21 protein-coding genes, 9 tRNA genes and 2 pseudogenes are annotated in these 26,935 nt (G+C 43.3%); 6 read left to right on the top strand and 26 right to left on the bottom strand.

Annotation, left to right across the window (positions count from 1 at the left end):
- Window positions 1-33 precede the first annotated feature (33 nt).
- On the top strand, window positions 34-996 hold the full coding sequence (locus ACIY14_RS07380) for an asparaginase (RefSeq protein ID WP_409002105.1): 963 nt from the start codon (window positions 34-36) through the stop codon (window positions 994-996).
- Here ACIY14_RS07380 and ACIY14_RS07375 read toward each other — a convergent pair.
- On the bottom strand, window positions 993-1,139 hold the full coding sequence (locus ACIY14_RS07375) for a hypothetical protein (protein WP_409002104.1): 147 nt from the start codon (window positions 1,137-1,139) through the stop codon (window positions 993-995). The two genes, ACIY14_RS07380 and ACIY14_RS07375, sit on opposite strands and share 4 nt — an antisense overlap.
- Before the next feature lie 61 nt (window positions 1,140-1,200).
- Window positions 1,201-2,211, bottom strand: a complete 1,011-nt coding sequence (ccpA, locus tag ACIY14_RS07370; RefSeq protein WP_195217336.1) for a catabolite control protein A — start codon at window positions 2,209-2,211, stop codon at window positions 1,201-1,203.
- 205 nt (window positions 2,212-2,416) lie between these two features.
- Between ccpA and ACIY14_RS07365 the strand changes: the two are divergent.
- A pseudogene (locus ACIY14_RS07365) lies at window positions 2,417-2,735 on the top strand (DUF960 domain-containing protein).
- A gap of 50 nt (window positions 2,736-2,785) precedes the next feature.
- Here the strand turns inward: ACIY14_RS07365 and ACIY14_RS07360 are convergent.
- The 7 genes from ACIY14_RS07360 to ACIY14_RS07330 all read right to left on the bottom strand — a co-directional run bounded on the left by ACIY14_RS07360 (window position 2,786) and on the right by ACIY14_RS07330 (window position 10,012).
- On the bottom strand, window positions 2,786-4,069 hold the full coding sequence (locus ACIY14_RS07360; RefSeq protein ID WP_409002103.1) for a DUF308 domain-containing protein: 1,284 nt from the start codon (window positions 4,067-4,069) through the stop codon (window positions 2,786-2,788).
- The gene (gene folK / locus ACIY14_RS07355) at window positions 4,062-4,883 is read right to left on the bottom strand and encodes a 2-amino-4-hydroxy-6-hydroxymethyldihydropteridine diphosphokinase (protein WP_409002102.1); all 822 of its coding nucleotides are present in this window, start codon (window positions 4,881-4,883) and stop codon (window positions 4,062-4,064) included. The genes ACIY14_RS07360 and folK overlap by 8 nt, the downstream gene beginning before the upstream one ends.
- A gap of 41 nt (window positions 4,884-4,924) precedes the next feature.
- Window positions 4,925-5,479: a GTP cyclohydrolase I FolE gene (gene folE, locus ACIY14_RS07350; RefSeq protein ID WP_409002101.1), complete on the bottom strand. Its 555-nt coding sequence runs from the start codon at window positions 5,477-5,479 to the stop codon at window positions 4,925-4,927.
- Window positions 5,460-6,782: a bifunctional folylpolyglutamate synthase/dihydrofolate synthase gene (locus ACIY14_RS07345; RefSeq protein WP_409002100.1), complete on the bottom strand. Its 1,323-nt coding sequence runs from the start codon at window positions 6,780-6,782 to the stop codon at window positions 5,460-5,462. The genes folE and ACIY14_RS07345 overlap by 20 nt, the downstream gene beginning before the upstream one ends.
- A 1-nt stretch (window position 6,783) precedes the next feature.
- Window positions 6,784-7,758, bottom strand: a complete 975-nt coding sequence (folP, locus tag ACIY14_RS07340) for a dihydropteroate synthase (protein WP_409002099.1) — start codon at window positions 7,756-7,758, stop codon at window positions 6,784-6,786.
- 75 nt (window positions 7,759-7,833) lie between these two features.
- A complete protein-coding gene (locus tag ACIY14_RS07335; protein WP_084874471.1) occupies window positions 7,834-8,541 on the bottom strand; it encodes a CPBP family intramembrane glutamic endopeptidase in 708 nt (235 codons plus the stop codon).
- Window positions 8,542-8,593: 52 nt separating this feature from the next.
- A complete protein-coding gene (locus ACIY14_RS07330) occupies window positions 8,594-10,012 on the bottom strand; it encodes an NCS2 family permease (RefSeq protein ID WP_000359305.1) in 1,419 nt (472 codons plus the stop codon).
- A 189-nt stretch (window positions 10,013-10,201) separates the two neighbouring features.
- On the opposite strand from ACIY14_RS07330, the gene ACIY14_RS07325 reads away from it, so the two are divergent.
- From ACIY14_RS07325 to ACIY14_RS07310, 4 genes are all read left to right on the top strand, one after another.
- Entirely contained in the window at window positions 10,202-11,014 is an 813-nt protein-coding gene (locus ACIY14_RS07325) for a Cof-type HAD-IIB family hydrolase (RefSeq protein ID WP_084874469.1), read from the top strand.
- 282 nt (window positions 11,015-11,296) lie between these two features.
- Window positions 11,297-12,286: a PTS sugar transporter subunit IIB gene (locus ACIY14_RS07320; protein WP_409002098.1), complete on the top strand. Its 990-nt coding sequence runs from the start codon at window positions 11,297-11,299 to the stop codon at window positions 12,284-12,286.
- Window positions 12,287-12,361: 75 nt separating this feature from the next.
- Complete coding sequence (locus ACIY14_RS07315) at window positions 12,362-13,174, top strand: PTS mannose/fructose/sorbose transporter subunit IIC (protein WP_001280325.1); 813 nt, start codon at window positions 12,362-12,364, stop codon at window positions 13,172-13,174.
- A gap of 14 nt (window positions 13,175-13,188) precedes the next feature.
- Window positions 13,189-14,100: a PTS system mannose/fructose/sorbose family transporter subunit IID gene (locus ACIY14_RS07310; protein WP_000818316.1), complete on the top strand. Its 912-nt coding sequence runs from the start codon at window positions 13,189-13,191 to the stop codon at window positions 14,098-14,100.
- A 57-nt stretch (window positions 14,101-14,157) separates the two neighbouring features.
- On the opposite strand, the gene ACIY14_RS07305 is transcribed toward ACIY14_RS07310, so the two are convergent.
- From ACIY14_RS07305 to ACIY14_RS07225, 17 genes and pseudogenes are all read right to left on the bottom strand, one after another.
- Window positions 14,158-16,386: an HAD-IC family P-type ATPase gene (locus ACIY14_RS07305; RefSeq protein WP_409002097.1), complete on the bottom strand. Its 2,229-nt coding sequence runs from the start codon at window positions 16,384-16,386 to the stop codon at window positions 14,158-14,160.
- A gap of 164 nt (window positions 16,387-16,550) precedes the next feature.
- A complete protein-coding gene (pepC, locus tag ACIY14_RS07300; RefSeq protein WP_409002096.1) occupies window positions 16,551-17,885 on the bottom strand; it encodes an aminopeptidase C in 1,335 nt (444 codons plus the stop codon).
- Between the two features lie 110 nt (window positions 17,886-17,995).
- Complete coding sequence (locus ACIY14_RS07295; RefSeq protein ID WP_409002095.1) at window positions 17,996-18,718, bottom strand: pseudouridine synthase; 723 nt, start codon at window positions 18,716-18,718, stop codon at window positions 17,996-17,998.
- A 74-nt stretch (window positions 18,719-18,792) separates the two neighbouring features.
- Window positions 18,793-19,023, bottom strand: coding sequence for a GlsB/YeaQ/YmgE family stress response membrane protein (locus ACIY14_RS07290; protein ID WP_000580440.1), 231 nt, complete (start codon window positions 19,021-19,023; stop codon window positions 18,793-18,795).
- 9 nt (window positions 19,024-19,032) lie between these two features.
- Window positions 19,033-20,274: an aminopeptidase gene (locus tag ACIY14_RS07285; protein ID WP_409002094.1), complete on the bottom strand. Its 1,242-nt coding sequence runs from the start codon at window positions 20,272-20,274 to the stop codon at window positions 19,033-19,035.
- Between the two features lie 15 nt (window positions 20,275-20,289).
- On the bottom strand, window positions 20,290-20,442 hold the full coding sequence (locus ACIY14_RS07280) for a hypothetical protein (RefSeq protein WP_000776620.1): 153 nt from the start codon (window positions 20,440-20,442) through the stop codon (window positions 20,290-20,292).
- 23 nt (window positions 20,443-20,465) lie between these two features.
- Complete coding sequence (locus tag ACIY14_RS07275; RefSeq protein ID WP_409002093.1) at window positions 20,466-24,857, bottom strand: PolC-type DNA polymerase III; 4,392 nt, start codon at window positions 24,855-24,857, stop codon at window positions 20,466-20,468.
- Window positions 24,858-24,941: 84 nt separating this feature from the next.
- Window positions 24,942-25,909: pseudogene (locus ACIY14_RS07270) on the bottom strand (IS30 family transposase).
- A gap of 132 nt (window positions 25,910-26,041) precedes the next feature.
- Window positions 26,042-26,115 (bottom strand) — tRNA-Pro (locus ACIY14_RS07265).
- A 15-nt stretch (window positions 26,116-26,130) separates the two neighbouring features.
- Window positions 26,131-26,204 (bottom strand) — tRNA-Arg (locus ACIY14_RS07260).
- 11 nt (window positions 26,205-26,215) lie between these two features.
- Window positions 26,216-26,301: transfer RNA gene (locus tag ACIY14_RS07255), tRNA-Leu, on the bottom strand.
- A gap of 7 nt (window positions 26,302-26,308) precedes the next feature.
- Window positions 26,309-26,380, bottom strand: a tRNA-Gly gene (locus ACIY14_RS07250).
- Between the two features lie 27 nt (window positions 26,381-26,407).
- Window positions 26,408-26,480, bottom strand: a tRNA-Thr gene (locus ACIY14_RS07245).
- A 12-nt stretch (window positions 26,481-26,492) separates the two neighbouring features.
- Window positions 26,493-26,574, bottom strand: a tRNA-Leu gene (locus ACIY14_RS07240).
- Window positions 26,575-26,579: 5 nt separating this feature from the next.
- A tRNA-Lys gene (locus ACIY14_RS07235) sits at window positions 26,580-26,652 on the bottom strand.
- A gap of 24 nt (window positions 26,653-26,676) precedes the next feature.
- Window positions 26,677-26,749 (bottom strand) — tRNA-Asp (locus ACIY14_RS07230).
- A 4-nt stretch (window positions 26,750-26,753) separates the two neighbouring features.
- A tRNA-Val gene (locus tag ACIY14_RS07225) sits at window positions 26,754-26,826 on the bottom strand.
- Between the last annotated feature and the right edge of the window lie 109 nt (window positions 26,827-26,935).

The raw sequence follows: 26,935 nt of genomic DNA, 5'->3' as shown, positions 1-26,935 counted from the left end.
ATTATACCACATTTCAGAAAGAGTGACTAAATCATGCCTAAGAAAATCCTTGTTTTACATACAGGTGGGACTATTTCCATGCAAGCTGACGCCACTGGGGCAGTTGTAACTAGCCAAGACAATCCCATGAACCATGTTTCCAATCCACTTGAAGGGATTGAAGTTCATGCCCTAGACTTTTTTAATCTGCCCAGTCCCCATATCAAACCCAAGCATATGCTTGTGCTCTATCATAAAATCAAAGAAGAAGCTGATAACTACGATGGTGTTGTCATCACACATGGTACAGATACCTTAGAAGAAACAGCTTACTTCCTTGATACCATGAAAATCCCACCCATCCCCATCGTTCTAACAGGGGCCATGCGTAGTTCAAACGAACTTGGTAGCGATGGTGTTTATAACTATCTGAGCGCTTTGCGAGTTGCTAGCGATGATAAAGCAGCCGACAAGGGGGTGCTGGTCGTCATGAACGACGAGATCCACGCAGCCAAGTATGTTACCAAAACTCATACGACCAACGTCAGCACCTTTCAAACCCCAACACATGGACCACTTGGCCTCATCATGAAGCAAGAAATCCTCTACTTCAAAACGGCTGAACCTCGTGTCCGTTTTGATCTCGAGCATATTCAGGGTCTGGTTCCCATCATCTCTGCCTATGCCGGTATGACAGACGAGCTGATCGATATGTTAGACTTGGAACAGCTGGATGGCTTAGTCATTCAGGCCTTCGGAGCAGGCAATGTTCCCAAAGAAACAGCTCAAAAGTTGGAAAATCTCCTCCAAAAAGGAATCCCAGTCGCCTTGGTCTCACGATGCTTTAACGGTATTGCTGAACCAGTTTATGCCTACCAAGGTGGGGGCGTGCAGTTGCAAAAGGCAGGCGTTTTCTTTGTTAAAGAACTCAACGCCCAAAAAGCTCGTCTCAAATTATTAATCGCCCTTAATGCTGGACTAAAAGGACAGGCCTTAAAAGACTATATGGAAGGCTAATCCTCTTCGAAAATCTCTTCAAACCACGTCAGCGTCGCCTTACCGTAGGTATGGTTACTGACTTCGTCAGTTCTATCCACAACCTCAAAGCAGTGCTTTGAGCAACCTGCGGCTAGCTTCCTAGTTTGCTCTTTGATTTTCATTGAGTATAACTCCTTCTCTAGAACGCAAAATCAGGAAATCTTCACGATTCCCTGATTTTTTCTATTTACGTTTTCGTGTAGAGCGGCGTTCTGTCAAACCATGAGGTAGGAGAACTTCGCGTTCTTCCAACTCTTCCTTATGCATAATCTTAGTCAACATACGCATGCTGATAGCACCTAAGTCATAAAGAGGTTGGGCAATAGTCGTCAAGTTTGGACGAGTGAATCGTGCAATTTGAGAGTCATCTGTCGTAATGATTTCAAACTCTTCTGGCACAGACACACCGTGGTCAGCCAAACCATTTAGGACACCTGCTGCCAATTCATCGCCTGTTACAACTGCGGCTGTAGCTTGTGATGAAATCAAGCGTTCTGCCAAGGCATAACCATCGTCATAGCTGTATTTTGATTCAAAGACCAATCCCTCGCTATAAGAATGTCCAGCTTTTTTCAACGCTTCCTTGTAACCGATCAAACGAACCTTGCCATTGATATCATCGACAAGTGGTCCACTTACAAAAGCAATTTTCTCGTTTTCTTTGAGAAGGTAGCCCACAGCATCAATCGTTGCTTGTTTGTAGTCGATATTCACACTTGGAAGTTGGTGTTCTACATCCACAGTACCAGCAAGAACAACCGGTGTCCGTGAACGAGAGAATTCTGAACGAATCTTTTCAGTCAAGTGATAGCCCATAAAGATAATCCCATCGACTTGTTTTGAAAAGAGCGTGTTAACCACTGAAACTTCCTTTTCATCATCCTCATCACTATTTGCTAGGACAATGTTATACTTGTACATTTCAGCAATGTCGTCAATCCCCTTAGCAAGTGTTGAGAAATAACCATTGGTAATGTTAGGAATCACAACTCCGACTGTCGTTGTTTTCTTGCTAGCTAAACCACGGGCTACCGCATTTGGACGATAGTCCAAGCGATCAATCACTTCTAGGACTTTTTTTCGAGTGTTCTCTTTAACATTCTTGTTGCCATTAACGACACGGCTAACTGTTGCCATTGAAACTCCTGCTTCACGGGCGACGTCATAAATCGTTACTGTATCATCTGTGTTCATTCCGTTTCCTTTCTATAATGAAAATTTCGCTTTCACGCATCTACTTACTCCATTTTATCACTTATTGTAAACACTTTCAAGTATTTTTTAGAGAAACTTTGAAAAAATTTCACAGTTTATTCCCATTTTGAAAAAGCAAGTACGATTTCTTGATTTTTAAGACATTTTGCTGTATGATAAGGAAAATAAAAGGGGGGAGGAAAGCATGGCTTTTACAAATACACAGAGACGATCCGCTAGTTTTGGTGTCGTGACCAGCTTGCCTGATGATGTCATTGACTCTTTATGGTATATTATTGATCATTTCCTGAAAAATGTCTTTGAATTAGAAGAAGAGCTTGAGTTTCAACTGATCAACAATAAGGGGACAATCACCTTCCATTTCTCTAGTCAGAACCTTCCGACTAGCATTGATTTTTGACTTCAATCATCCTTTTGATCCCCTTTACCCTCCTAGAGTCCTTGTTGTAGACATGGACGGCAGAGAAACCATCCTCCTTCCAGAAGAAAATGACCTATTTTAAAAACTCTAGTTTCTCGGCGCAAACTGCTGAGGAACTAGAGTTTTCTTTTTCTAATAAATGGAGCGACTAACAACCAGACCATTGGGTTTTGTATACTCTAAGTCAAGGTAATCCTGGTAAGTCCCTGGTACAATGAAGCCTTGAGGACTTAATATATCTGTCCCAGCTTTTCCCACGATTGAGTCTGCCAGTAAGACACAATTGGTACTGAGAACAAAGTAGGTCTTAAACTCAGATGAGCTAAATTTATAGAGGGTCGCATCTGCTTCCTGTTTCAGTTGGTAGGAGTAGGTATGCTTGACCTCACCCTCTCTTCTTTTCATCAACTGCGAGCTTGGCTCCCAAGGAATTAACAGGTCTTCTATCTCTGCCAAACGAGCTTGGATAGCCACTTTCTGTTGATCTGTCAAACTCAGACCATAAGCAAACAAGGTCTTCTGACTTTCCCTCTTACAGAGCTCGATGTATTTTTCCCGATTGGCCTTAAACAAAACACCATCTCCAACCATGCCGAATAAACGCTCCGATTGGGGATCATACGAGCCATAGGAAATAACCTTCCCTTGATAACAAATATCCACATGTCCCATGGCGAGGAAAAAAGAGGTTTCAGATGTATGGACAAAAATTTCCAAATCAACCGTCTGGTCATTTTTTCTTTCTGAATGAACTTTTCCTTCTTGGCTTTCATGATTTGACAACCACTCATTCAATTTGCGCAAGGTGCTGATAGGGATCAGAGCCGTCACAAAGATTGGCAAGGTCATTCGCATTCGCCGTTTCAGGTTGGGATTGCTTTCTATCCTCTCAAAAAAGAAACCGTCTCGAAGACTGCTAGCTCCTAGCATGAGCAAGTAAAATCCAAGCAAGAGCAGTTCAAAATTCGCTGCATCGTGAAAAGGAGAGATGCTATAAAGACCGAATCCTATCATCCATACAGCATCGAAGAGATGATGGAGCCGAGGATGAATGGCATTTTTTCGATAGAGAGACCAGGTCACAAGACTAATGATGCCTGTAAACAGCTGGTAGCTCGCAATGATAAAAACCAGGAGATAGAGGGCAAGGTCTTGCAAGATGATGGAGTCAAACACGAGAGCCGCAACCACCAGCTTGCCCAAGGTTACAAAGATATTTTCCCGACGTTTTTTATCCTGAAACCAGCGAGTCAACAAGTGCCAAACTGCTGACAAGGAAAAGTAGGCCATCAGCAACTGGTACCCTATCCGTGGCACAACTTGTCCAAAACGAATCAAGAGAATCCCTAAAACAATAGCAAGTAGCCCCTCCCCAATACTCTTCCACTTGCTATAGCTCTCGGAAAATTTAGGCATTTCCTTGCTCCAACTGGTCAACCAAGTAGCGAATTGGTTGCTTTAAGATTGGATGGATAAAATGGGGAGCTATTTCCACTAACGGTTCAAGGACAAAGAGGCGTTCTGCTACATAAGGGTGAGGCAAGATGAGGTCGTCTGTATAGATGACTTGGTCTTCTACAAAAAGCAGGTCCAAATCAATCAAACGTGGCCCCCAATGCACCTCTCGAACCCGTCCCATTTCTGACTCAATGGCTAACAAGGTTTCTAACAAGACTGATGCTGGAAGCCAGGTTTCTACTTCAATCACCTGATTGGCAAAGCTATCTTGCTCCACACCACCCCAAGGCTCCGTCGTCAAGATACTGGACTCTTTGAGAATATGGATACCTCGAATTCGCAGCTTGTCAATGGCTTGTTCCAAGTTTGCTTGCTTGTCCCCCATATTGCTTCCTAGAGCGATAAAGGCCCGCTGCTTACGACGGTGAATGGTCACCGAGCAGGTATCTAGCGGTAAATGCACTGGCGCCCACGGTTTTTTTAGTTCCAACTCAATCTCTTGGACAAGAGGATAGGTCTCAAAGGTACGTTCAACTAGTTTGTAGGCTACCGTTTCAATCAAGTCCTCAGTGCTTTCCTGAAACCAAGTCGTCCACTGCTGACACAGTTCTCCGTAATGGATAGAGGCTGTCAAATCCAAGTCTGTAGCCGCCTTGCTCATATCATAGGATAAGCTTGCGGAAATAACAAACTTCTGCCCCAATTCCTTCTCACTAGGAAAAAGACCATGATAGGCAAAAATTTCCAAATCTTTAATCTGCAGTTGATCCATAACTAGTCCTTTCTAGAAAAATCCGCTTATAGCGGATTCTTTTATAGTCCCATTAGACGATAAGCCTGATCTCGGAGGTCCTTATCTGTTTCAAATAGACCACGAGCTACTGTCGTCAAAGTTGCTGTGCCTGGTTTTCTGACGCCACGCATGCTCATACACATATGTTCCGCCTCAATGACAACAAAGGCTCCTTTAGCCCCCAGATACTCCATCAAGGCATCGGCCACTTCGATATTCAACCGTTCTTGAATCTGTGGTTTTTTAGAATAAACTTCAACCGTACGGGCTAGCTTGGACAAGCCTGCCACACGTCCATCTGGAATGTAGGCAATGTGGGCTCTACCATAAAATGGCAAAAAGTGGTGCTCACACATAGTATGGAAAAAGATATCCTTTTCCACTACCATATTATCATCAATAATCTCAAAGGATTTTGATAAATGTTCCTCAGCAGTTTGGCCAAGACCTGAAAAAATCTCTTGGTACATACGGGCTACGCGAGCAGGTGTTTCCTGCAATCCCTCGCGGTTAGCATCCTCTCCTACAGCCTCGATAATCATTTTTACAGCTGCTTCAATCTTTTGTATATCCATTCTCGTTCTTCCTCTCCATCAGATAGGCTCTCACTTGGCTCAAGAAATACAAGGAACCCGTGACAATCCTAACTGTTTGTTTCTCTTCATTTTTATCTGTCAATTTCTGCTCTAGAAAATCCTGCCAACTTTGGTAATTGAGATTTCTAGACTTGGCTGTCTCTTTCAGCACGCTTTCATCAGTCGCCCGACTATCGTCAAAATGGGTTACAGTCAATTGACTATCTGGCACCGTTTCTAGCAAATCCAGCATATCCTCCAAGGCCTTGGTTTTGATGCAGGTAAAGAGGATTTCCTTATGATAATCCGCAAAGCGTTCTTGCAAGGTTGCTAATAAGGCCTTGATAGCATGGGGATTGTGGGCCCCATCTAAAAGCAAGAAGGGGGCACTAGACACGACCTCCAAACGCCCTGGCCATCTGGTTTCTTTCAAAGCTTGAGCAACCAAGTCATTACTTGCTAACTCCCGCCCAGTCTCCTGGCAATAAGTGTCTAGGAGAGCAAGTGCCATCCCCGCATTCTCAATCTGGTGCAAACCGAGCAGGCCTGTTTGAAAGCGACCTTGTCTGACAGAACTGGTATAATCAAAGATTTCACCCGCTACTACGCTTTCTTGATAACTGACTTGATAATCTCTCTCATATCTTATTCTCGGTGCATCTTTCCCTTCCGCAATGCGGTCAATAACAGCCAGGGCTTCTGGAACAATATAACCTGTCACCAAGGGAATGCCTTGCTTGATAATACCAGCCTTCTGCTCTGCTATGGCTTCCAAGGTGTCACCAAGTAGGGCCACATGATCCAGTCCAATGGTCGTAATTCCTGTTAAAATTGGATGGCAAACATTGGTACTATCCAGAAGGCCTCCCATACCGACTTCCATGATGGCTACATCTACTTGCTCTGAGGCAAAGTAATTATAGGCTAGGGCTGTGATAATCTCAAACTCAGTCGTTTCCTGCAAATTGTCAGCAGATTTCCCCTCAAGCAAAGACTGATAGTCTGCCATGAGGGCCTCCAGCCTCGCTTCTGGGATGGATTCCCCATTGATGCTAATCTGGTCTGTATAATGAATGAGATAGGGCGAGCTGAACACACCAACTCTTAGACCTAGCTTTTCCAGCATCTTTTTCAAAAAAGCAATGGTTGAACCTTTACCATTTGTTCCGCCGATATGGATAACCTTGAGTTTGAGATGGGGATTGCCTCGCAGAGCTAGGAGTTCTACCATTCGTTCCAAACCGAAATGCGGTTGGTCGGTCCGATAGTGGGCAATCCATTGATTGTTTTGAATTTCGTTCATCTTACTTATATTGTTTTAAATCTAGATTTTCCGCATCTTCTGCCAATCGAATGGCTGACGCAATTTCAACCGCCATCCTGTGACTGGCTACATCGTGCACGCGCACTACTTCCACACCCTGTCTCGCAGCGATACTGGTTACATGAGCCGAAGCTGTGTCTCGATTGCGGAAACCAAGTTCGGTCCCGGGATTAACTTCAAAGCCATTTTCCTCCAGGATATTAATGACAAACCGCTTACGCGAAACTCCAAGAAAAATCGGATAGCCTTGCTGGTGTAGTTTATCCAGATCCCGTAGAAGGAGCAGATTTTCTTTCTTGGTGAGACCAAAACCAATTCCTGGATCCAGCAAAATGTTTTCTCTTGCTATCCCAGCTTGATTCGCTCTCGCTAGGGCACGTTCAAAGAAAGCCTCCATCAAGTCTTCGATTGTCACTTTTTCAAAGTCAGCTAACTCTTCTTCTGTAAAAGCTTGTCCAAAACCAAAATGAGGAAAGATGAGCGAACTAGGATGCTGAGGACGAGCCATAACTGGATTAAACATGATAACCACTTTTGCTCCAGCCTTAGCAACTACATCCGCCATTTTCTCATCTCCCATGAGACCAGTGATATCATTGACCAGATTGGCACCAGCAGCCAAAGCAGCCTCTGCCACCTGACTTTTCCAAGTATCGATGGAAATGAGAACATCACTTTCCTCACGGATAGCTTTAATCACTGGAACAACTCGCTGGATTTCCTCTTCTATCTCAACATAACTACTGCCCGGCCGAGTCGATTCTCCACCGATATCTAGCATGCTCGCTCCTTCTGCTATCAATTTACGAGCCTGCTGGAGTGCCTGCTCAAGAGCAAAAAACTGCCCACCATCTGAAAAAGAATCTGGGGTTACATTGATAATGCCACAAATGGCTGTTTTTACGTGGTTGACTTTATTGGACATAACGGTCACTTCCTTAAGGTTCTTTACCATATTATCCCTCTATTTTACCATAAAAAGAAAAAGATGGACACGCTAGTATTCATCTTTTCCAAGTAGGTCAATGGCTTAGAATGATAGACCTAGATTTCTACTAATCAATACCAATAAGGCCAACAAACAAAATGCAATACCATTGAGAATCATATGAAGCAAAATGGACATCTCCAAACGCTCAGTCTTATAGGCTGTCCAAGTCAAAACTGTTGACATCCCTCCATAAATAATCACAGAAGGCAAATTAGTTGGCGTATGGAGCAAGGCAAAGACGATTGCACCAACAATAAAACCTAGTTTTTCTTTTCCACGGAAAATCTTTTGGGGAATAATCCCACGACACAAAATTTCCTCACAAATCGGAGCAACCAATACAATCAAGAAGAAGGTAGAAATCAAGGAACTATTCTGAACCAAACCATTAAGCGTTGATTGATTACTCGTCGTTGTTTCATTCATCATGCGAAGCAAAGCTGAGCCCAATAAATTAGTAGCAAAGATTACTAGATAACTCAATACCAAGCGAGCTAGGTCCTTAGCTTTAAAAAAGGATAGATTAAAGGTAGCAAGCTTTGTTTTCCGCGCACCAATAATAAATACCACCAAAACGACAATAGACAAGGCACCAACTAAGAGTCCTGACTGCAAAAGCGGAAATTGTCTAGAAGTCAACCAAGCGGATAACCCTAAAGGAAATTGTGATAGGACAAAAGCTGCTAAAAGGATGAGGATCCACTTCCCTCTGTCCCAAACCTCTCGCCAGATCGTCTTTTCTTTCATGATATACCTCCTTATAGTAAAAGGGGGAACCCCCCTCTTACTATTATATCATTTAAAGCGCCATACTGATATAGTTAAGGATAAACAAGGCATCCAAAATCCAAATCATCGCGTGCACATCCTTGGCTTGACCTTTGACAACTTTTGTTAACGTATAAGTCAAGAAACCAACTGCAATCCCTTGTGTGATAGAGTAGCTGAATCCCATGAAGATAGACGTAAAGAAGGCAGGGACAGCTTCAGCCATATCATCCCAGTGGATGTTTTTCAAGCTACCGAGCATCATAATCCCAACGATAATCAAAATTGGAGCCGTCGCAGCTGATGGAACAATTGCCAAAAGTGGACTAAAGAAACTTGAAATTGCAAAACAAACCGCAACTACCAAGGCAGTCAAACCAGTACGTCCACCCGCACCGATACCCGCTGCAGACTCAACATAGGTTGTCACGTTTGAAGTACCTGCGATGGCACCAATCGAAGTACCAATCAAGTCAGAGTAAAGAGCCTTATCCAACTTATCTGATTGGTGATTTTCACCATTTGTCGCTACGATACCGACTTTTTCACCTGTACCAATCAAGGTACCAATTGTGTCAAAAATATCTGTCAACGAGAAGGCCAGAATAGCCATAAGTGTTTCCGGTAGACGAGCAGTGTCTGAGATTAAAGCACCCAATCCTTGTGAGCCAAGTGCTGCACCAAAGATTGTCTTCAAATCTTCAAAGGCTGCACCTACATGGTTATTAGAAAAATCAATGCTTGATACATCAACCAAACCAACAGCGATAGCAAGAACTGTCGTTGTTAGGATAGAAAGAATAATTCCTCCCTTGATGCCCTTAATAACAAAGAAAATCGTAATAGCCAAACCTGCAATAGCCACTAAAACAGCCGGATTATTAAAGCTAACCAGACCTGGAACTGCTGAAGAGTTTGCTGTAATGGCTGCTTGGGCCTTATCAGCACCCTCACCAGCAACTGTATAACTTCCTGGATCAATAGAGAATTTCAAAAGACCAGCATTCTTAATCCCTACATAGGCAAGGAAGACACCGATACCTGCTGAAATAGCCGAACGAAGCGCATTGGGAATGGATTCAATAATCATTTTACGAACATTTGTTAAGGTAATGATTAGCGAAATAATCCCACAGATAAAGACCATAGCCAAGGCCTCTTGCCATGAATAACCAAGCCCAAATACGACTGTAAAGGTAAAGAAGGCATTGAGTCCCATACCTGGTGCTTGAGCGTATGGCAGGTTCGCATAGAAGGCCATCATCAGGGTACCAGCTACTGCACCAATAATTGTTGCTAGGAAAACACCTTGAGCAGGCATCCCTGTCTGCGCAAGCATTTGTGGGTTTACAAAGAGAATGTAACTCATTGCAAAGAAAGTTGTTAAACCAGCGAGAACCTCCGTACGAACGTCCGTCCCGTTCTCTTTTAGTTTAAATAGTTTATCCATTATGAATCTCCTTTTGTTTTTTACGAACAATATTAGTATTATACCACTTATCATTCACCTTTTCAATATATTTATTTGGTTTATTTACCAAATTGGAACAATTTTTGTTTTTTATCTCGAGTCTGCTTTTCTTCTTTCTTTTTGATATAATAGTAGACATCTTATCTGGAAACGACTAGGAAGGTTTATATGACTAAAAAAATTATCGCAGTCGATTTGGACGGAACCCTGCTGAATAGCGAAAGCAAGCTCTCCGATTTTACCAAAGAGACGATCAAAAAAATTTCAGAAAAAGGACACCATGTCATCATCACGACGGGGCGTCCGTATCGCATGGCAAAAGACTTCTACCGCGAACTAGAGCTACATACTCCTATGATTAACTTTAATGGTTCCCTCACCCATCTACCAGGACAGGCTTGGGAGCACGAAAGATGCTTAACCTTGGACAAAAAATATCTCCTAGATATGGTCAAACGTAAAGAGGATATTCAGGCCGACTTTATTGCAGGAGAATACCGTAAGAAATTTTACATTACAGCTCCAAATGAAGAAATTGCGGACCCTAAACTATTTGGCGTAGAGAACTTCCAACCGGAAAATCAATTCAAACCCGAACGAGTAACCAAGAATCCTAACTGCATTCTCTTGCAAACAAGGGTTGAGGACAAATACGCTCTAGCGGACGAGATGAATCGTTTTTATCAGCATCAACTAGCTATCAATACCTGGGGTGGCCCTCTCAACATCCTCGAATGTACACCCAAGGGGGTAAACAAAGCCTTTGCTCTAGAGTACTTGCTCAATGTTATGAATCGTGATAAAAAAGACTTAATCGCCTTTGGTGATGAACATAATGACACCGAAATGTTGGCATTTGCAGGCAAGGGATATGCTATGAAAAACGCCAATCCTGCTCTCCTTCCATATGCAGACGAGCAACTTCCTCTGACCAACGAAGAAGACGGGGTAGCCCACGCTTTACAAACTTTATTCCTATAAAAAGGAGGATTGCTGCTCTGCAATCTTTTCTTTTTTATTTTCATTCTATTTTCATAGAGGTCACTCATTTTCAGTATTTTTATATTAAATTTTCTATTTCTATTTTCATATATTTTTTGAAATTATTTATATATTAACATTTTGTAAGCCTATTTTCATTGAAAACTTTTACAATTTTCGAAAAAGTAGTTGATTTTTATATAAAAACGATTTATACTAGGTACGTCTGAGGTTTTTTAGGAAACCTATAAGTCAAACATTTTAAAAGGAGGAATGACAATAATGAGTATCGGAATCATTATTGCGAGCCACGGCGAATTTGCTGCGGGTATTCATCAGTCAGGATCTATGATCTTTGGTGAACAAGAAAAGGTTCAAGTTGTAACCTTTATGCCAAATGAAGGTCCAGATGATCTTTACGCTAAATTCAACAACGCTGTGGCTGCATTTGACGCAGAAGATGAGGTTCTAGTATTGGCTGACCTTTGGAGTGGATCTCCATTCAACCAAGCTAGCCGCGTGATGGGAGAAAACCCTGAGCGTAAATTTGCCATCATCACAGGGCTTAACTTGCCGATGTTGATTCAAGCCTATACTGAGCGCCTTATGGACGCTACTGCAGGTGTGGATAAAGTCGCTGCGAATATCATTAAAGAAGCCAAAGATGGCATCAAAGCTCTTCCAGAAGAGCTTAACCCAGTTGAGGAAGGGGCTAGTGTTGCGGCTGCTCCAGTTGCCCAAGCTGCTATTCCAGAAGGAACTGTTATCGGAGACGGTAAATTGAAAATCAATCTTGCCCGTCTTGACACACGTCTTCTTCACGGACAAGTCGCAACTGCTTGGACACCAGATTCAAAAGCAGACCGTATCATCGTTGCTTCAGATAACGTTGCAAACGACGAGTTGCGTAAAGAATTGATCAAGCAAGCAGCTCCTAACGGAGTAAAAGCCAACGTTGTACCAATCAAAAAATTGATTGAGGTTGCAAAAGATCCTCGTTTTGGTAACACACATGCTCTTATCTTATTTGAAACACCTCAAGATGCTCTTCGTGCCATCGAAGGTGGCGTACCAATCAAGACCCTTAACGTTGGTTCTATGGCCCACTCAACAGGTAAAACAATGATCAATAACGTCTTGTCTATGGACAAAGATGATGTTGCAACATTTGAAAAAATGCGTGACCTCGGTGTTGAATTTGATGTACGTAAAGTACCAAACGACACGAAAAAAGATTTGTTTGACTTGATTAACAAAGCGAACGTCCAATAATTTTAATCTGTTTCTATCATTTTTGAAAACAGGATTAAGTACTTTATTAAAACTAAATAGAAAAGGAATAAAACCATGTCAGATATTTCAATCATTTCTGCTATCTTGGTTGTAGTTGTTGCCTTCCTTGCAGGTCTTGAAGGTATCCTCGACCAATTCCAATTCCATCAACCAATCGTCGCATGTACCCTTATCGGACTTGTAACAGGTAACCTCGAAGCAGGTGTTATGCTTGGTGGATCTCTTCAAATGATCGCCCTTGGTTGGGCTAACATCGGAGCTGCCGTAGCTCCTGACGCTGCTCTTGCATCTGTTGCTGCAGCGATCATCTTGATCAAAGGTGGTAACTTTACTACTGAAGGTATCGCCGTCGCAACAGCCACAGCTATCCCTCTTGCTGTAGCTGGACTTTTCTTGACAATGATTGTTCGTACAATCTCAGTTGCCTTGGTTCACTCAGCTGACGCAGCTGCAAAAGAAGGAAACATTGCGGCTGTTGAACGCGCTCACTACTTTGCCCTTGTTCTTCAAGGTCTTCGTATCGCTATCCCTGCAGCCTTCCTTATCGCTATCCCTGCTTCTGCTGTTCAAGACGCTCTTGGCCTAATGCCAGAATGGTTGAATGGTGGTATGGCTGTCGGTGGTGCTATGGTCGTTGCCGTTGGTTACGCTATGGTTATCAACATGATGGCAACTCGTGAAGTATGGCCATTCTTCGCTATCGGTTTTGCTCTTGCAGCAATCTCTCAATTGACTTTGATTGCCCTTGGTGTCATCGGTGTTGCTCTTGCCTTCATCTACCTTAACCTTTCAAAACAAGGTGGAAACGGTGGCGGCGGAGCTGCGACTTCTAACGACCCAATCGGTGATATCCTAGAAGACTACTAGAAAGGGGAACAATCATGGCTGAAAAAATTCAATTATCAAAATCAGATCGTCAAAAAGTTTGGTGGCGTTCACAATTCCTTCAAGGTTCTTGGAACTACGAACGTATGCAAAACTTGGGTTGGGCTTACTCATTGATCCCAGCTATCAAAAAATTGTACACTAAAAAAGAAGACCAAGCGGCTGCTCTTGAGCGTCACCTTGAATTCTTCAACACTCACCCATACGTAGCTGCTCCAATCATGGGGGTTACTCTTGCACTTGAAGAAGAGCGCGCTAACGGTGTTGAGATCGACGACGCGGCTATCCAAGGGGTTAAGATCGGTATGATGGGACCTCTTGCTGGTATTGGTGACCCAGTATTCTGGTTTACAGTTCGTCCTATCCTTGGAGCCCTTGGTGCATCACTTGCTGCATCTGGTAATATTGTTGGTCCTCTTCTCTTCTTCTTTGGATGGAATGCTATCCGTATGGCCTTCCTATGGTATACACAAGAGTTCGGTTACAAAGCTGGATCTGAAATCACTAAAGACATGTCTGGTGGCATCTTGAAAGATATCACTAAAGGAGCATCTATCCTTGGTATGTTCATCCTTGCCGTTCTTGTACAACGTTGGGTATCTATCAACTTTACTGTGAACCTTCCAGGTAAACAATTGGCTGAAGGTGCCTACATCAACTTCCCAGAAGGCGCTGTAACAGGTGGAGAATTGAAGGGAATCCTTGGTCAAGCACTCAGCGGATTGAGCTTGGATAGCGTTCAACCACAAACTCTTCAAGGTCAGTTGAACTCATTGATTCCAGGATTGATGGGACTTCTCCTTACTTTCCTTTGCATGTGGTTGCTTAAGAAAAAAGTATCACCAATCGCAATCATCCTTGCTCTCTTTGCAGTAGGTATTGCAGCTCGTTTCTTCGGTATCATGTAAACCATCGAGAATATAAATAAAAAAGAATCAGGATTAAGTCTTGATTCTTTTTGTGTATCAACTTTTTCTTCTAGTCAAATAATGCAAGCCCCCAATCACCACTGCTAGGATGGCTACATAGACAACTTGGGTGGTTTCTAAAGGCACATACGCTCCTTGCAGGATAAAGGTATTGGCAAGCACTCCAACAAGGGCTGTAAGGCTCAAAAGTACGAGCAAGACCAGTTTGTATCGATTAAAAGGCAGACTGACCTTGGCAACTAGACACAGACCATTGATCAGGGCAAGGAGGAAGCAAATAAATTTGACCTGACCTGGGACAGTGATAAAGAAGTTCGTCAGGAGAACACTAGCAACCAGAATGCCACCACCAATCGCAGCATTGGTCAAAATATCTCGCATAAAATGTGTGCTAACCTTTTCTTTATTGGACTCAAAAGTTAGGAAGAAAGATGGAATCCCAATCGTAATGGCTGAAATGATTGTAAACTGAATGGGGATAAAGGCAAATTCCAAACCAAATACCACACTTAAAATCGCAAACACGATGGAGAAGAAGGTCTTTGTCAGAAAGAGAGAGGCTACCTTTTGGATGTTATTGATGACCCGGCGACCTTCCATCAAGATATCATAAAATACCGCAAAATCATCGGTCAAAAAAACAATATTGGACACACTTTTGGCTGCGCTCGTTGCTCCCTTCATGGCGAAACTAATATCTGCTTTCTTAAGAGCTAGAACATCATTGACCCCGTCACCACTCATGGCAACTGTCTTACCAGCATTTTGCAAAACGGTCACCATCTTTTGTTTTTGTTCTGGTGTCACGCGCCCAAAGATATCATGTTCCAAAACTACTCTTTCAAAGTCATCATTGCTCACCTTGCTCATATCAATCGCCTGTGCTTCTTCCTTAAAACCTGCCTTACGAGCCACCCCATATACAGCCACATGATTATCACCACTGATAATCTTCACCTCAACACCTTGAGATTCGAAATAGTCAAAGGTTTCCTTGGTATTGTCCTTAATCTCATCTGACAAAACGACGTGCCCCAGTAGTTCCATATTGGCTGGACTCGTAATCTGGTCCTTACTATGGGCAAGTGTTAAGATTCGAAAACCTTGCCGCTTCAGATGTTCATAGTAGGCATCCATCGGCTGGGTAAAGCCTAAAAACTCATAGGCACCGAAGAAATAGGTCCCACCATCTTTTACTTGGACAAAGGAATACTTGTTTTTGCTTGAAAAGGCACCGACTTCTTGAACTTCCCACTTTTTCTCACAGGTTAAGTAAGTCTTCAGAGCTCGTGAAGTTGCATTTTCATCCTCAAAATAAGCCAAATAAGAAGATAGTTTCTCTGCTACATTAGCATCCATTTCTTGGACCTTCATATTCCCCGTCGTGATAGTTCCTGTCTTATCAAAACAAAGAACATCTACTCGCGCCAAAGTTTCCACACAGTATAGCTCCTGCACCAGAACCTTCTTTTTAGCCAGCTTCATGGCCGCTACCGCTAGGGAGACGCTAACCAGGAGAATCAAGCCCTCTGGAATCATGCCGACCAAGGCACCTGAACTTCCCAAAACAATTTCAACATAAGACCGTCCTAGACTAAAACCTCTGACATAAAGCAGAATGGCAACTGGCACCAGCAAGATGGAGACGATTTTTAAAATCTTATCCATGTAATCGCGCAGCTGAGAAGGATATTTTTTGAATTCCTTGCTGGATTTTGCGAGTTTATTGATATAACTATCTGGACCCACAGCCGTCGCCGTAACCAGACAAGTACCGCTGACAACATTGCTTCCGCTCATCAGCTTGTCACCTGCTGTTTTAAAGACCGAATCACTCTCACCAGTCAGCAAGGACTCATCCACTTCAATATTCCCTTCAAGGACTTCTGCATCGACAGGCACCTGATCACCCAGATTGAGATGCAGATACTCACCCAGAACGATGTCCTCTGGATCAATCTCGATTGTTTGACCATCTCGATTGACTTTGTACTTACTTTTACCAAGCAAACTTAGTTTTTCCAAAGTATTTTTTGAACGCACTTCTTGGAAAATCCCAATGGCTGTATTGATAGCAATCACACCTAAAAAGAGCATATTTTCAAATCGCAAGGTTGTGGCTACCAGAACTGCCAGAGCCAAGTTCATAGCATTAAAAAAGGTAAAGATATTTGAAACGACAATTTCCTTGGTTGTTTTATAAGGTTTAATGTCGCTGATATTTCGTTGACGATCCTTGATGTCTTGACTACTTAAATACTTCATTTCTACTCCGATATCCTTTTGTACTACTATAGTAACACATATCCTTTTCTCTGTCACTTAAAGACTCAAAATAAGAAGAACTCCCTTGGCAAGCATCATCTATCGCCACTTTAAGAAGAACTTAAAAAGAGGCTAGGATTCCCCTAACCTCTTTTCTTTATACTTTATTCTGCCAAGGCACCCATTGGATCCCATGGTGCAAGTACGATTGGTTCTGCTTCATAAGCAGCCCGTTCTTCTGCTGTCAGCAATTCCTTACGGACAACGATTTGGTAAGTGTATTCATCCATCCAAGCATCTGAGGCAACGAAGTAACCATCTGTACCGACCTTGTCTCCCCATGAGTTTTCAACCTTCCACTTGGTTGACTTGCCATTTTCATCCAAATCCACACCTGTCAAGACCATGGCGTGAGTCATCAAACTTTCGCTGTAGTCCAAACGTCCAGCTTTGTCTTGAGTGAGTTGAATATCCATGCTTGATTCAAAGTCATAAACATCAGTCGCAAGAATTCCAGCTTTGCGGTTGCTAAGTTGACCGACATCTGAACCAAACCAAACAGTTTCTCCTGTTTGCATTTGGGCAATCGCCAATTCTTTCAAACGCTCCATAGGTACGTTGATGTAGCGAACTGCACGGCTACCAACGACATTCCCCAACATCTCAACTGTGTAAGATTTACCGTAAGGCTTGTCAGCAGTTGGGGCGTTGATAACAGAAACATAATCTTCTAGAGGTAGATTGACATATTTCTTGTAAAATTCCTGTGGTGTGATCCCCTTTTCGCTTTGGTAGTTATCATCCTTATCACGATAAGCAAAGTCAAACTTACGTGGTGGAAGTCCTAGTGACATAGCAAGGAAGTTAAAGATTTCTTGCAAGAGGTCTTCTTTCTTAGCTTGAACAGTCGCTTGATCTGCACCAGAAGCGAGCAAGTCACGCAAGATTTGAGCATCTTGACGGAGCAATTTGTTAAGGATGGCATTGAGCTCACGACTGCTGCTAGAAGAAACGGACTCAGGGTAAACTGACTTAGGAACGACACCGTATTTCTCAAAGAGGGCAACGACCATATCCCATTGTCCACCATCTTGTTGTGGAGTTTGGAGTAGGAAGCTAACCTTGCGGCTCGTTAATTCTTGGTCTGCAGTCGCAATCACTTGCTCCAAGAACCAGTTGGATTTCTCGTACTTGTCCCAGAAGAATGTGTGGGCTTGTGACAACTCAAAGTTTTCCAGTTTGTATTGAGAGATGAGTTTGTGGCGGAAGGTGTTGAGAGCTGCAAACATCCAGCAACGACCAGATGCTTTCTGGTTGGTCACCTTGTCCTTGGTCAAATCAAGCGAGAAAACAGGTGTATTGTCTACATGGCTTTGGCGACGTTCTAGGGCTGCAAAAATTCCGTTATGGCTGGCAGCATTTTCGATCGCTTGGTATTTGACATTTGCTTCATAGTTGGCAAAAAGTTTATCTGTAAATGATTCTTGAATCGCGTTCATAGATTCCTCCTTTTATTCTACTGTCTATTATAACTCTTTTCACAAAGGAAGCAACTGAAAAACGAAAAAGGTAAGGACATTCTCCCTCACCTTTCCTAACATAATCCAAACTAAGCAATACTAGCAAGGAGAATTTCTAACTCCTCCTTGGTCAGGCGACGCCATTCTCCTCGTTCTAAATTCTCGTCCAAAGCTAAAGTTCCCATCGTCAAACGTTGTAGGTCCACTACTTCCTTGCCACAGTAGGATACCATACGCTTGACCTGATGGAACTTCCCTTCTGCAATGGTTACACGAACCAAACTTTGATTCTTTTCTGTATCTGTAGAAACAAGCTCCAGTCTAGCAGGCTGGCAGGTAAAGTCTTTGAGAGAAATGCCCTTGGCAAATGTTTCCACATCTTCTTGGGTCATAATCCCCTTGACCTGAGCCAAGTAAGTTTTATCCACATGACGTTTGGGTGAAAGAAGGGCATGAGCCAGTTGACCATCATTAGTCAAAAGCAAAAGACCATGGGTATCAATATCCAAGCGCCCCACTGGAAAGACTTCCTTGGCGCGAGCATAGTCATCTAACAAGTCTAAAACAGTTCTATGCTTGGGATCTTCAGTCGCCGAAATGACTCCTTGGGGCTTGTTCATCATGTAGTAAACAAACTCCTCGTACTCTAGCACTTGACCATCAAAGTGAATCTCATCTTTTTCTTCATTTATTTGCAGCTTTGCTGACTTTTCTTTTTTACCATTTACCGTCACGCGCCCAGCCTTGAGCAAGTTTTTGACCTCTGTTCGACTCCCCACAGCACAGGCAACTAAAAATTTATCTAATCTCATAGAACTATTATATCATACTCAAAAGGAGGGGCTGGCTCAATGACCAACCTCCTTTCCTTTTCAGAGTCGGAAAGCTAACTTCCTCTGTCCCAGAAGATAGCTAAGACAATCATGGCACCGAGAACTGCTGGGATAATGGCTGTACCGTTTAGGCTTGGCCCCCAAGAACCAAAGAGTAATTGTCCTAGAAAGGCACCAATCCAGCCGAGGAACATCTTCCCAAAGCATCCCATACGTTCTCCACGATTGGTGATAGCTCCAGCTAATAGTCCGATTAAAAGGCCGACAAACATGCTTCCAATCATAGCTTCTCCTTAATTTGCCCAGTCTCCATTACGGAAGAGGGGTACGCGTGTTCCATCCTCACGGATACCATCGATATCCATTTGACTAGACCCAATCATAAAGTCCACGTGAACATCTGAACGGTTAAGTCCTGCTGCTTCAAGCTCTTCTTCGCTCATCTCTGCTCCACCAACAACGCTGGTCGCATAGGCAGCACCGATAGCCAAGTGGTTTGAAGCATTTTCGTCGAAAAGGGTATTAAAGAAGGTAATGCCTGACTGAGAAATTGGACTTGGATCTGGTACCAAGGCACATTCACCCAAGGCACGCGCACCCGCATTTTCAAAGACAAGGTCTTTCATGACCTGATCACCCTTCTCAGCAGTGATATCTACTATTTCTCCATTCTTAAAGGTTACTTTAATTCCCTCAATGATATTTCCGTTATAGCTAAGTGGTTTTGTAGAAGTGACATAACCATCTGCACGACGGAAGTCAGGCGCCGTAAAGACTTCTTCTGTTGGCATATTTGGTAAGAACCCTTCGCCCTGTGCATTGATAGCACCAGCTGATTCCCAAACGTGGTTCTTAGGCAAACCAAGTGTCAAATCTGTCCCTGGCGCTGTGTAGTGAAGGGCTGAGAATTGCTCTTTATTGAGCATTTCCGCCTTGCTCTTAAGGATGGCTGCATGTTCTTCCCAAGCCTTAACAGGATTTGCTTCGTAGACACGGCAAGTTTTGAAGATTTGGTCCCAAAGGAGATCAACTGCTTCTTCATCGCTCACAGCATTTGGAAAGACTTTCTTAGCCCACTCAAGTTCAGCAGCGGCCGCCACTGTCCAGCTAACCTTGTTGGATTGAGTTGCGATACGCATTGGCTTCATGGCAAGTCCCATCGCTTTAGCAGAAGCTGATAATTTGTCAGCATCCACTCCGTTCAAGGCACCTGGATCAGATGAGCGAACTCCAAGACGGCTAGCCTTGTTCTCCAAGAGATAGTTCATCTCAGCAATTTTGTATTCTGGCACATTGTCTAGACGCTCCATCGGCGCGTGGAGGAATTTCTCACGGTTGATGACATCATCTGTCCACTGAACGATGACCTCATGCGCACCCAAGGCATAGGCTTCCTTCACGATCAGATGAGCCAACTCGCGTTGCTCCACATCGATAGAGAGAGCCAAGGTGTGACCAGGTTGCACGTTAATTCCGTTCGCAACCAATAATTTCGCATATTTTTCTAGATTTTCTTTAAAATTTGGTAAAACCATTCTATTCTTCCTTTTCTATTTTTCTTTTAAAGCAGAAAACAATCCTGCTAAAGCAATGGCACCCGACAGAAGCACTGTCGATAGGATAATTGTTTCATCTGCCAGCTCTAGCTGATAGTCAAAAACCTTTTCAGCTGGTTTGTCTTCCGCAAAGATTCTAAGTTTCATAAAGATGTTCTCCGTTCTAATTCTTAAAACAAATCATCAAACAAACTCAACTGGTTGTCCTCTGGCATATTGCCGAGAATCCCCATTTCATCCATCTTTTCAACCAAGGTTGATGAGAGTCCGCCACGCTTGCGTAGTTCTGTTTTAGAGAGGAATTCTCCCTCTTCACGCGCTCGCACCAACTGCTTAGCAACGTTCTCTCCTAGACCATCCATTGCTACAAATGGCGGAATGAGGGTATCCCCATCGATGAGGAATTCAGTCGCATCACTGCGATAAAGATTGAGTTTCCCAAATTTGAACCCACGTTCCCACATCTCATTGACAATCTCAAGAGTTGTATAGAGATCGATTTCCACATTAGAAGCCTCGTTGTTTTTCCGTTTTTCAGAGATTTCTTCCATTCTACGCTTGATAGTATCCAAGCCCGCACCCATGGTCTTGATATCAAAAGCCTTAGCACGGATTGAGAAGTAAGCACAGTAGTAATAAATTGGATGGTGAACCTTGAAGTAGGCTACACGCAAGGCCATCATAACATAGGCTGCCGCATGGGCTTTAGGGAACATGTACTTAATTTTCCCACAGGACTCGATATACCACTCTGGCACCTTATTGGCCTTCATAGCTTCGATATAGCCATTTCGCTCCTCTTCGGAAATCTTTAGCCACAAACCCTTACGTACCCGTTCCATGATGGTAAAGGCCATCTTAGGTTCGAGACCTGCATGCATGAGGTAAACCATGATATCGTCCCGACAACCGATAACAGTTGATAGGTCCGCAATTCCTTGCTTGATCAGATCCTGGGCATTTCCCAACCACACATCGGTACCGTGGGACAGACCAGACAGCTGAAGTAACTCCGCAAAAGTCGTCGGATGTGTCTCATCTACCATTCCACGTACAAAGTTAGTTCCAAACTCTGGAATTCCCAACATACCCGTCGGAGTTCCAATTTGCTCAGGCGTCACCCCTAAAACTTCCGTTCCAGAAAAGAGAGCCATAACGCTTTCATCATCCATGGGAATTTCATTAGGGTCAATACCAGACAAGTCCTGCAATTTCCGAATCATGGTCGGATCATCATGCCCCAGTACATCAAGTTTGAGGACGTTCTCGTCGATATCGTGGAAGTTAAAGTGAGTCGTCTGCCATTCAGCCGTCACGTCATCTGCTGGATACTGAACAGGCGTAAAATCGTAGACATCCATGTAGTTCGGAATAACAACGATTCCCCCTGGGTGTTGTCCTGTAGTCCGCTTGACACCAGCCGCACCCTGAGCGAGGCGTTCCACCTCTGCATCACGATAAAACTTCCCATAGTCTCTCTCGTAGCCCTTTACAAATCCATAGGCAGTCTTGGCAGCCACCGTACCAACCGTTCCCGCACGGAAGGCATATTCTTCACCAAAGATATCACGCACATCCAAGTGAGCGCTAGGCTGATCTTCTCCCGAAAAGTTCAAGTCAATATCGGGAACCTTATCTCCATCAAAACCAAGGAAGGTCTCGAACGGAATATCCTGCCCATTTTTGCTGAGTTTGTGACCACAGTTTGGACAATCCTTATTGGGCATATCAAAACCTGAACCGTAAGAACCATCCGTGATAAACTCGCTGTACTGACACTGACCACAGACATAGTGAGGAGAGAGAGGATTAACCTCCGTAATCCCAATCATGGTCGCAACAAAACTGGACCCAACAGACCCACGAGAACCAACCAAGTAGCCCCGTTCATTGGAACGTTGCACCAGCATCTGCGATGCCAGATAAATCACGGCAAATCCATTCCCCAGAATGGAAGTTAATTCTTTTTCAATCCGCAAATCAACGATATCTGGCAGCGGATTTCCATAAATCTCAAAAGCTTTCTTATAGGTCAACTCAGCAACCGTTTCTTCAGCCTTGTCGATGAAAGGTGTATACAAGTCACCCTTAACGACCTCAACAGGTTCAAAGATATCTGCCAAGGCATTGGTGTTTTCAATGACTAATTTGCGTGCTAGATCCTCGCCCAAGAAGGCAAATTCATCCAACATCTCATTGGTTGTTCGAAAATGAGCCTTTGGCAAAGGAGCTGGTTGGGCATGCTCACCGTGACCGATGGTTCGGTTAATCATAGCCCCCTGGCCCAAACTACGGACGATAATTTCACGGTAAATCTCTTCTTCCGGTTCGATATAGTGGACATTTCCCGTAGCCAGAACAGGTTTGCCAAGACGGTCTCCGACCTCTATCAAACTCTTGATAATAGTCTGGAGCTCCTCCATATTCTTGACCTGCTCCTTAGCAATCAAGGGAGCGTAGATAGCTGGTGGCATAACCTCGATAAAGTCATAATACTTGGCCACCTCAACCGCCGCATCCACACCTTGGGAAACGACTGCATCAAAAACTTCACCTTCAGAACAAGCTGTTCCTAAAATCAAGCCCTCCCGATGAGCATCTAGAACCGTTCTCGGAATCCGTGGTACCCCTTCAAAGTATTTGGTATTGGACAACGAAACCAGCTTAAAGATATTTTTTAGACCTACTTGATTCTTGACATAGATGGTCGCATGCTTGATCCGAGCTTTTTTATAAGAGTCTGGACTAATCAAATCAATATTCAGTCTAGCCAGATCAGTCACACCATGTTTTTCTGCTACATCCTTGATAAAGATAAAGAGCAAACGACCAGTAGCTTCCGCATCGTAGTTGGCCATGTGGTGGTGGTCCAGTGCCACACCAAAACGCTTGGTCAAAGGTCCCAAACCATGACGTTTATACTCAGGATAGAGGTTTCTAGCAAACTCGAGCGTATCAATAACTGGCTGGCTAATCTTAGGCAAACCATGACGCTCATAGTTAGCATTCATAAAGCCAACGTCAAAGGTAGCATTGTGGGCAACTAGAACCGTATCCCTGCAAAATTCTTGGAATTCTTGCAAAACTTGTTCCAGTGGTTTGGCATTTTTGACATGATCATCTGTAATTCCAGTCAACTCGGTAGTAAAGGCTGACAAGGGATATCCAGGATTGATAAATTCATCAAATTCGGCAATAACATTTCCCTTATACATCTTAGAAGCCGCAACCTGAATCAAGTCATTATAGATAGCTGAAAGTCCCGTCGTTTCCACGTCAAAAACCACGTAGGTTGCTTCTGACAAGTCCATCTCCACTTCGTTGTAAACGATAGGAACACGGTCTTCAACGATATTGGCTTCCATTCCATAGATCAGCTGAATTCCAGCTTTCTTAGCTGCCTTGTAGCCATGTGGGAAAGACTGAACGTTTCCATGGTCCGTGATGGCAACCGCCTTGTGTCCCCACTTTGCAGCTGTCGAAATGATTTCCTCTACTTCTGGCAGAGCATCCATGGTCGACATATTAGTATGAGCATGAAACTCAACCCGACGCTCACCTTCTGGCATCAAATCCTTCCGCTCATAGTGAACAACTTCCTGCACATCCTGCACGTTCATTGTCAAATCGCGTGTGAAGTTATTCATCTCTACATTCCCACGAACACGAAGCCAAGAATTTTTCTTAATGATGTCAAACTTCTGAGCCTCTTCTTCATTCTTAACCCATTTTTGCATTGAAAAACTTGAAGTGTAGTCCGTCATTTTAAAGTTAATCAAAACGCGACCAGTTCTGGTCACCTTATGCTCCACATCAAAAACGACCCCTTCAAAGACCAAACGATTTTCCTCAGTCGTCACATCAATCATCTGGGTAACTTCAGCCTTATCCAATTTTGGTTTTGCCGCAGTCTTTTTAGCCTGAAAATCAAAGGCCGACTTCTCTTCTACTGGAGGGGGAGTCATCTGTTCCAGTTGTTCCATAGCACGCAAAGCTTCTTCATTAGCAGCCTGAACGATTTGTTCATTCTCCGTATGGAAGGCTTCCTCCTGCTCCTGTGTAAGAGCATCATTCTTTTCGATTTGGCAGACAAAAGCTGGAAAACCAAATTTTTCAAGTTGCTTTGTTAAATTAGGAAGATGATTTTTCTTAAAGTGTTCCTTATCAATCACCTCTGAACCTTCAATAAAGAGCTGATTCCCCTCTGCACGAACTTGTAAATTCTGATAAAGAGACTTAAACCCTTGGCTAGCACATGGACCTTCAGAAAAAGCCTCCTTATAGTAGACCTGCAAGAGTTCATTTGAAAATTCTTGAGAGAGAGCCCTGATTTCGAAAACAGCTTGATTCCCTGTCTTAGAAAATTCTTCACTCAGTCCTTTCTTTAACTCTAAAAAGATTTCAATCGGTAAAATATTAGAAAATACAAAATGAAATTCCCAAATCTTACTAATTTTATGAACCACAACACGCTCAATACTTGCATTAACAAGAGCAGGATCCTGTCTCAATTGATCAGAGACTCCTATTTGATTCATTAAAATTTCAAACTTACTTGACATCCAATTTCCTCACATTATTCTCTTACTATTTTACCATAATTAAAGAAAATATATAACCACTACCATTCCTTAAGCACTGCTAGTTTAGACAACTTTGTTCGATAAACAAAAAAAGAAGATTCTCGGAATCTCCTTACTAAATGATAAATTGCAAGAATAAGCTAAACATTTTCGCGGTCTGTGATTGATATCATATAAGGCCTTGTTCAAAGCCTCATCAGATATACAGCTAAATCTGTTTTCTTTGGGAAATATTCTCTTAGTAAGCCAGTTGCGTTTTCATTGCTTCCTCTCTGCCAGGATGATTAGGCGTCCGCAAAGAAAAAAGAAATTCCTAAATTCTCTACCAGAGGATAGCAGGCGAACTCTTTTCCCCTGTCTGAAGTAAAGGTTTTAAGAGTCTCTTTTGGAAATAGCTTACAAAGTTGTTCGATGGGTGAAAACATGGCTTTGGCTGTTCTATCTGGTAGCTTGAAAGCTAAGTAAAAACGAGTTTTTCGCTCTAGAAAAGTCGCTAAACATCCCTTGCTTTTGCCTCTGGAAGACACTACAGTATCAAGTTCCCAGTGGCCAAAAGTTTTACGATTCCGGATCTCTTTAGGACGTTTGACAATCGACGTGCTAATCCTAAATCTTCCACGTGTTTCTTTGGGTTGTCGAGTCTTCCCTTTACGACGAAGGACGCTTAAATCTAGATCAATCAAACCAGCATAGAGCCAGTTATAGATGGTTTTAAAAGCGACCATTGGCTTTTGTTCAAGCTGATAGCGCCCACAAATCTGTTCAGGCAACCAAGAGGATTTTAAACCGTTCTTAATTTCCTTTTTCAACTTTGGTGTTAAACAAGACTTCCGACCTTTTTGCTTAGCCCTGTGGTCGTACTGTTCCTGTGCTAAGACTGCGGAGTAACCATTTTGACATCGTCTTAACTCTCTTGAAATGGTAGACTTATGGACGCTAAGTTTACTTGCAATTTGGCAAGATTTTAAACCTAATTCGATGTAGATTTCTATCTTTATTCGGTCCGTTATGGTAAGATGGGAGTAGCTCATAGTTTTTCCTCGGGATTCTGTTTGTGTGGTTACTTACAGTTTACACCAATGAAACGCTATGAGTTTTTTTGTTGCACTATATTTTACAATTTATCAAATAAAAAAGATACACTTAAGTATCCCCTTAATCGATCGGGAAGACAGGATTCGAACCTGCGACACCTTGGTCCCAAACCAAGTACTCTACCAAGCTGAGCTACTTCCCGCGTTAAATAAAAAAATGCACCCTAGAGGAGTCGAACCTCTAACCGCCTGATTCGTAGTCAGGTACTCTATCCAGTTGAGCTAAGGGTGCTCATCATTATATGCCGAGGACCGGAATCGAACCGGTACGATCGTTACCAATCGCAGGATTTTAAGTCCTGTGCGTCTGCCAGTTCCGCCACCCCGGCCTCTCTAAGCGAACGACGGGATTCGAACCCGCGACCCCCACCTTGGCAAGGTGGTGTTCTACCACTGAACTACGTTCGCATCGACCTCTTATTCTATATAAAAAAATGCCGGCTACATGACTTGAACACGCGACCCTCTGATTACAAATCAGATGCTCTACCAACTGAGCTAAGCCGGCTGCTTTCTATTATGCGGGTTAAGGGACTTGAACCCCCACGCCGTTAAGCGCCAGATCCTAAATCTGGTGCGTCTGCCAATTCCGCCAAACCCGCAAATATGACCCGTACTGGGCTCGAACCAGTGACCCATTGATTAAAAGTCAATTGCTCTACCAACTGAGCTAACGAGTCTAAAATAACTTCCGTTATCTTAAACGGTCCCGACGGGAATCGAACCCGCGATCTTCGCCGTGACAGGGCGACGTGATAACCGCTACACTACGGGACCTATATGGGAGTTAACGGGATCGAACCGCTGACCCTCTGCTTGTAAGGCAGATGCTCTCCCAGCTGAGCTAAACTCCCAAAAGAGTGGAGCCAGCTCCCTGACTCCTCTTGCTAAGCGACTTCCATATCTCACAGGGGGCAACCCCCAACTACTTCCGGCGTTCTAGGGCTTAACTGCTGTGTTCGG

The organism is Streptococcus sp. ST16 (assembly GCF_046098135.1).
GTDB lineage: Bacteria > Bacillota > Bacilli > Lactobacillales > Streptococcaceae > Streptococcus.
This window is presented reverse-complemented; position numbering and strand designations above follow the sequence as displayed.

Bases quoted from the DNA above. Each gene is read 5' to 3' on its own strand.
- ACIY14_RS07380 (WP_409002105.1), top strand. From the start codon at position 34: ATGCCTAAGAAAATCCTTGTTTTACATACAGGTGGGACTATTTCCATG.
- ACIY14_RS07375 (WP_409002104.1), bottom strand. From the start codon at position 1,139: ATGAAAATCAAAGAGCAAACTAGGAAGCTAGCCGCAGGTTGCTCAAAG.
- ccpA (WP_195217336.1), bottom strand. From the start codon at position 2,211: ATGAACACAGATGATACAGTAACGATTTATGACGTCGCCCGTGAAGCA.
- ACIY14_RS07360 (WP_409002103.1), bottom strand. From the start codon at position 4,069: ATGCCTAAATTTTCCGAGAGCTATAGCAAGTGGAAGAGTATTGGGGAG.
- folK (WP_409002102.1), bottom strand. From the start codon at position 4,883: ATGGATCAACTGCAGATTAAAGATTTGGAAATTTTTGCCTATCATGGT.
- folE (WP_409002101.1), bottom strand. From the start codon at position 5,479: ATGGATATACAAAAGATTGAAGCAGCTGTAAAAATGATTATCGAGGCT.
- ACIY14_RS07345 (WP_409002100.1), bottom strand. From the start codon at position 6,782: ATGAACGAAATTCAAAACAATCAATGGATTGCCCACTATCGGACCGAC.
- folP (WP_409002099.1), bottom strand. From the start codon at position 7,758: ATGGTAAAGAACCTTAAGGAAGTGACCGTTATGTCCAATAAAGTCAAC.
- ACIY14_RS07335 (WP_084874471.1), bottom strand. From the start codon at position 8,541: ATGAAAGAAAAGACGATCTGGCGAGAGGTTTGGGACAGAGGGAAGTGG.
- ACIY14_RS07330 (WP_000359305.1), bottom strand. From the start codon at position 10,012: ATGGATAAACTATTTAAACTAAAAGAGAACGGGACGGACGTTCGTACG.
- ACIY14_RS07325 (WP_084874469.1), top strand. From the start codon at position 10,202: ATGACTAAAAAAATTATCGCAGTCGATTTGGACGGAACCCTGCTGAAT.
- ACIY14_RS07320 (WP_409002098.1), top strand. From the start codon at position 11,297: ATGAGTATCGGAATCATTATTGCGAGCCACGGCGAATTTGCTGCGGGT.
- ACIY14_RS07315 (WP_001280325.1), top strand. From the start codon at position 12,362: ATGTCAGATATTTCAATCATTTCTGCTATCTTGGTTGTAGTTGTTGCC.
- ACIY14_RS07310 (WP_000818316.1), top strand. From the start codon at position 13,189: ATGGCTGAAAAAATTCAATTATCAAAATCAGATCGTCAAAAAGTTTGG.
- ACIY14_RS07305 (WP_409002097.1), bottom strand. From the start codon at position 16,386: ATGAAGTATTTAAGTAGTCAAGACATCAAGGATCGTCAACGAAATATC.
- pepC (WP_409002096.1), bottom strand. From the start codon at position 17,885: ATGAACGCGATTCAAGAATCATTTACAGATAAACTTTTTGCCAACTAT.
- ACIY14_RS07295 (WP_409002095.1), bottom strand. From the start codon at position 18,718: ATGAGATTAGATAAATTTTTAGTTGCCTGTGCTGTGGGGAGTCGAACA.
- ACIY14_RS07290 (WP_000580440.1), bottom strand. From the start codon at position 19,023: ATGATTGGAAGCATGTTTGTCGGCCTTTTAATCGGACTATTAGCTGGA.
- ACIY14_RS07285 (WP_409002094.1), bottom strand. From the start codon at position 20,274: ATGGTTTTACCAAATTTTAAAGAAAATCTAGAAAAATATGCGAAATTA.
- ACIY14_RS07280 (WP_000776620.1), bottom strand. From the start codon at position 20,442: ATGAAACTTAGAATCTTTGCGGAAGACAAACCAGCTGAAAAGGTTTTT.
- ACIY14_RS07275 (WP_409002093.1), bottom strand. From the start codon at position 24,857: ATGTCAAGTAAGTTTGAAATTTTAATGAATCAAATAGGAGTCTCTGAT.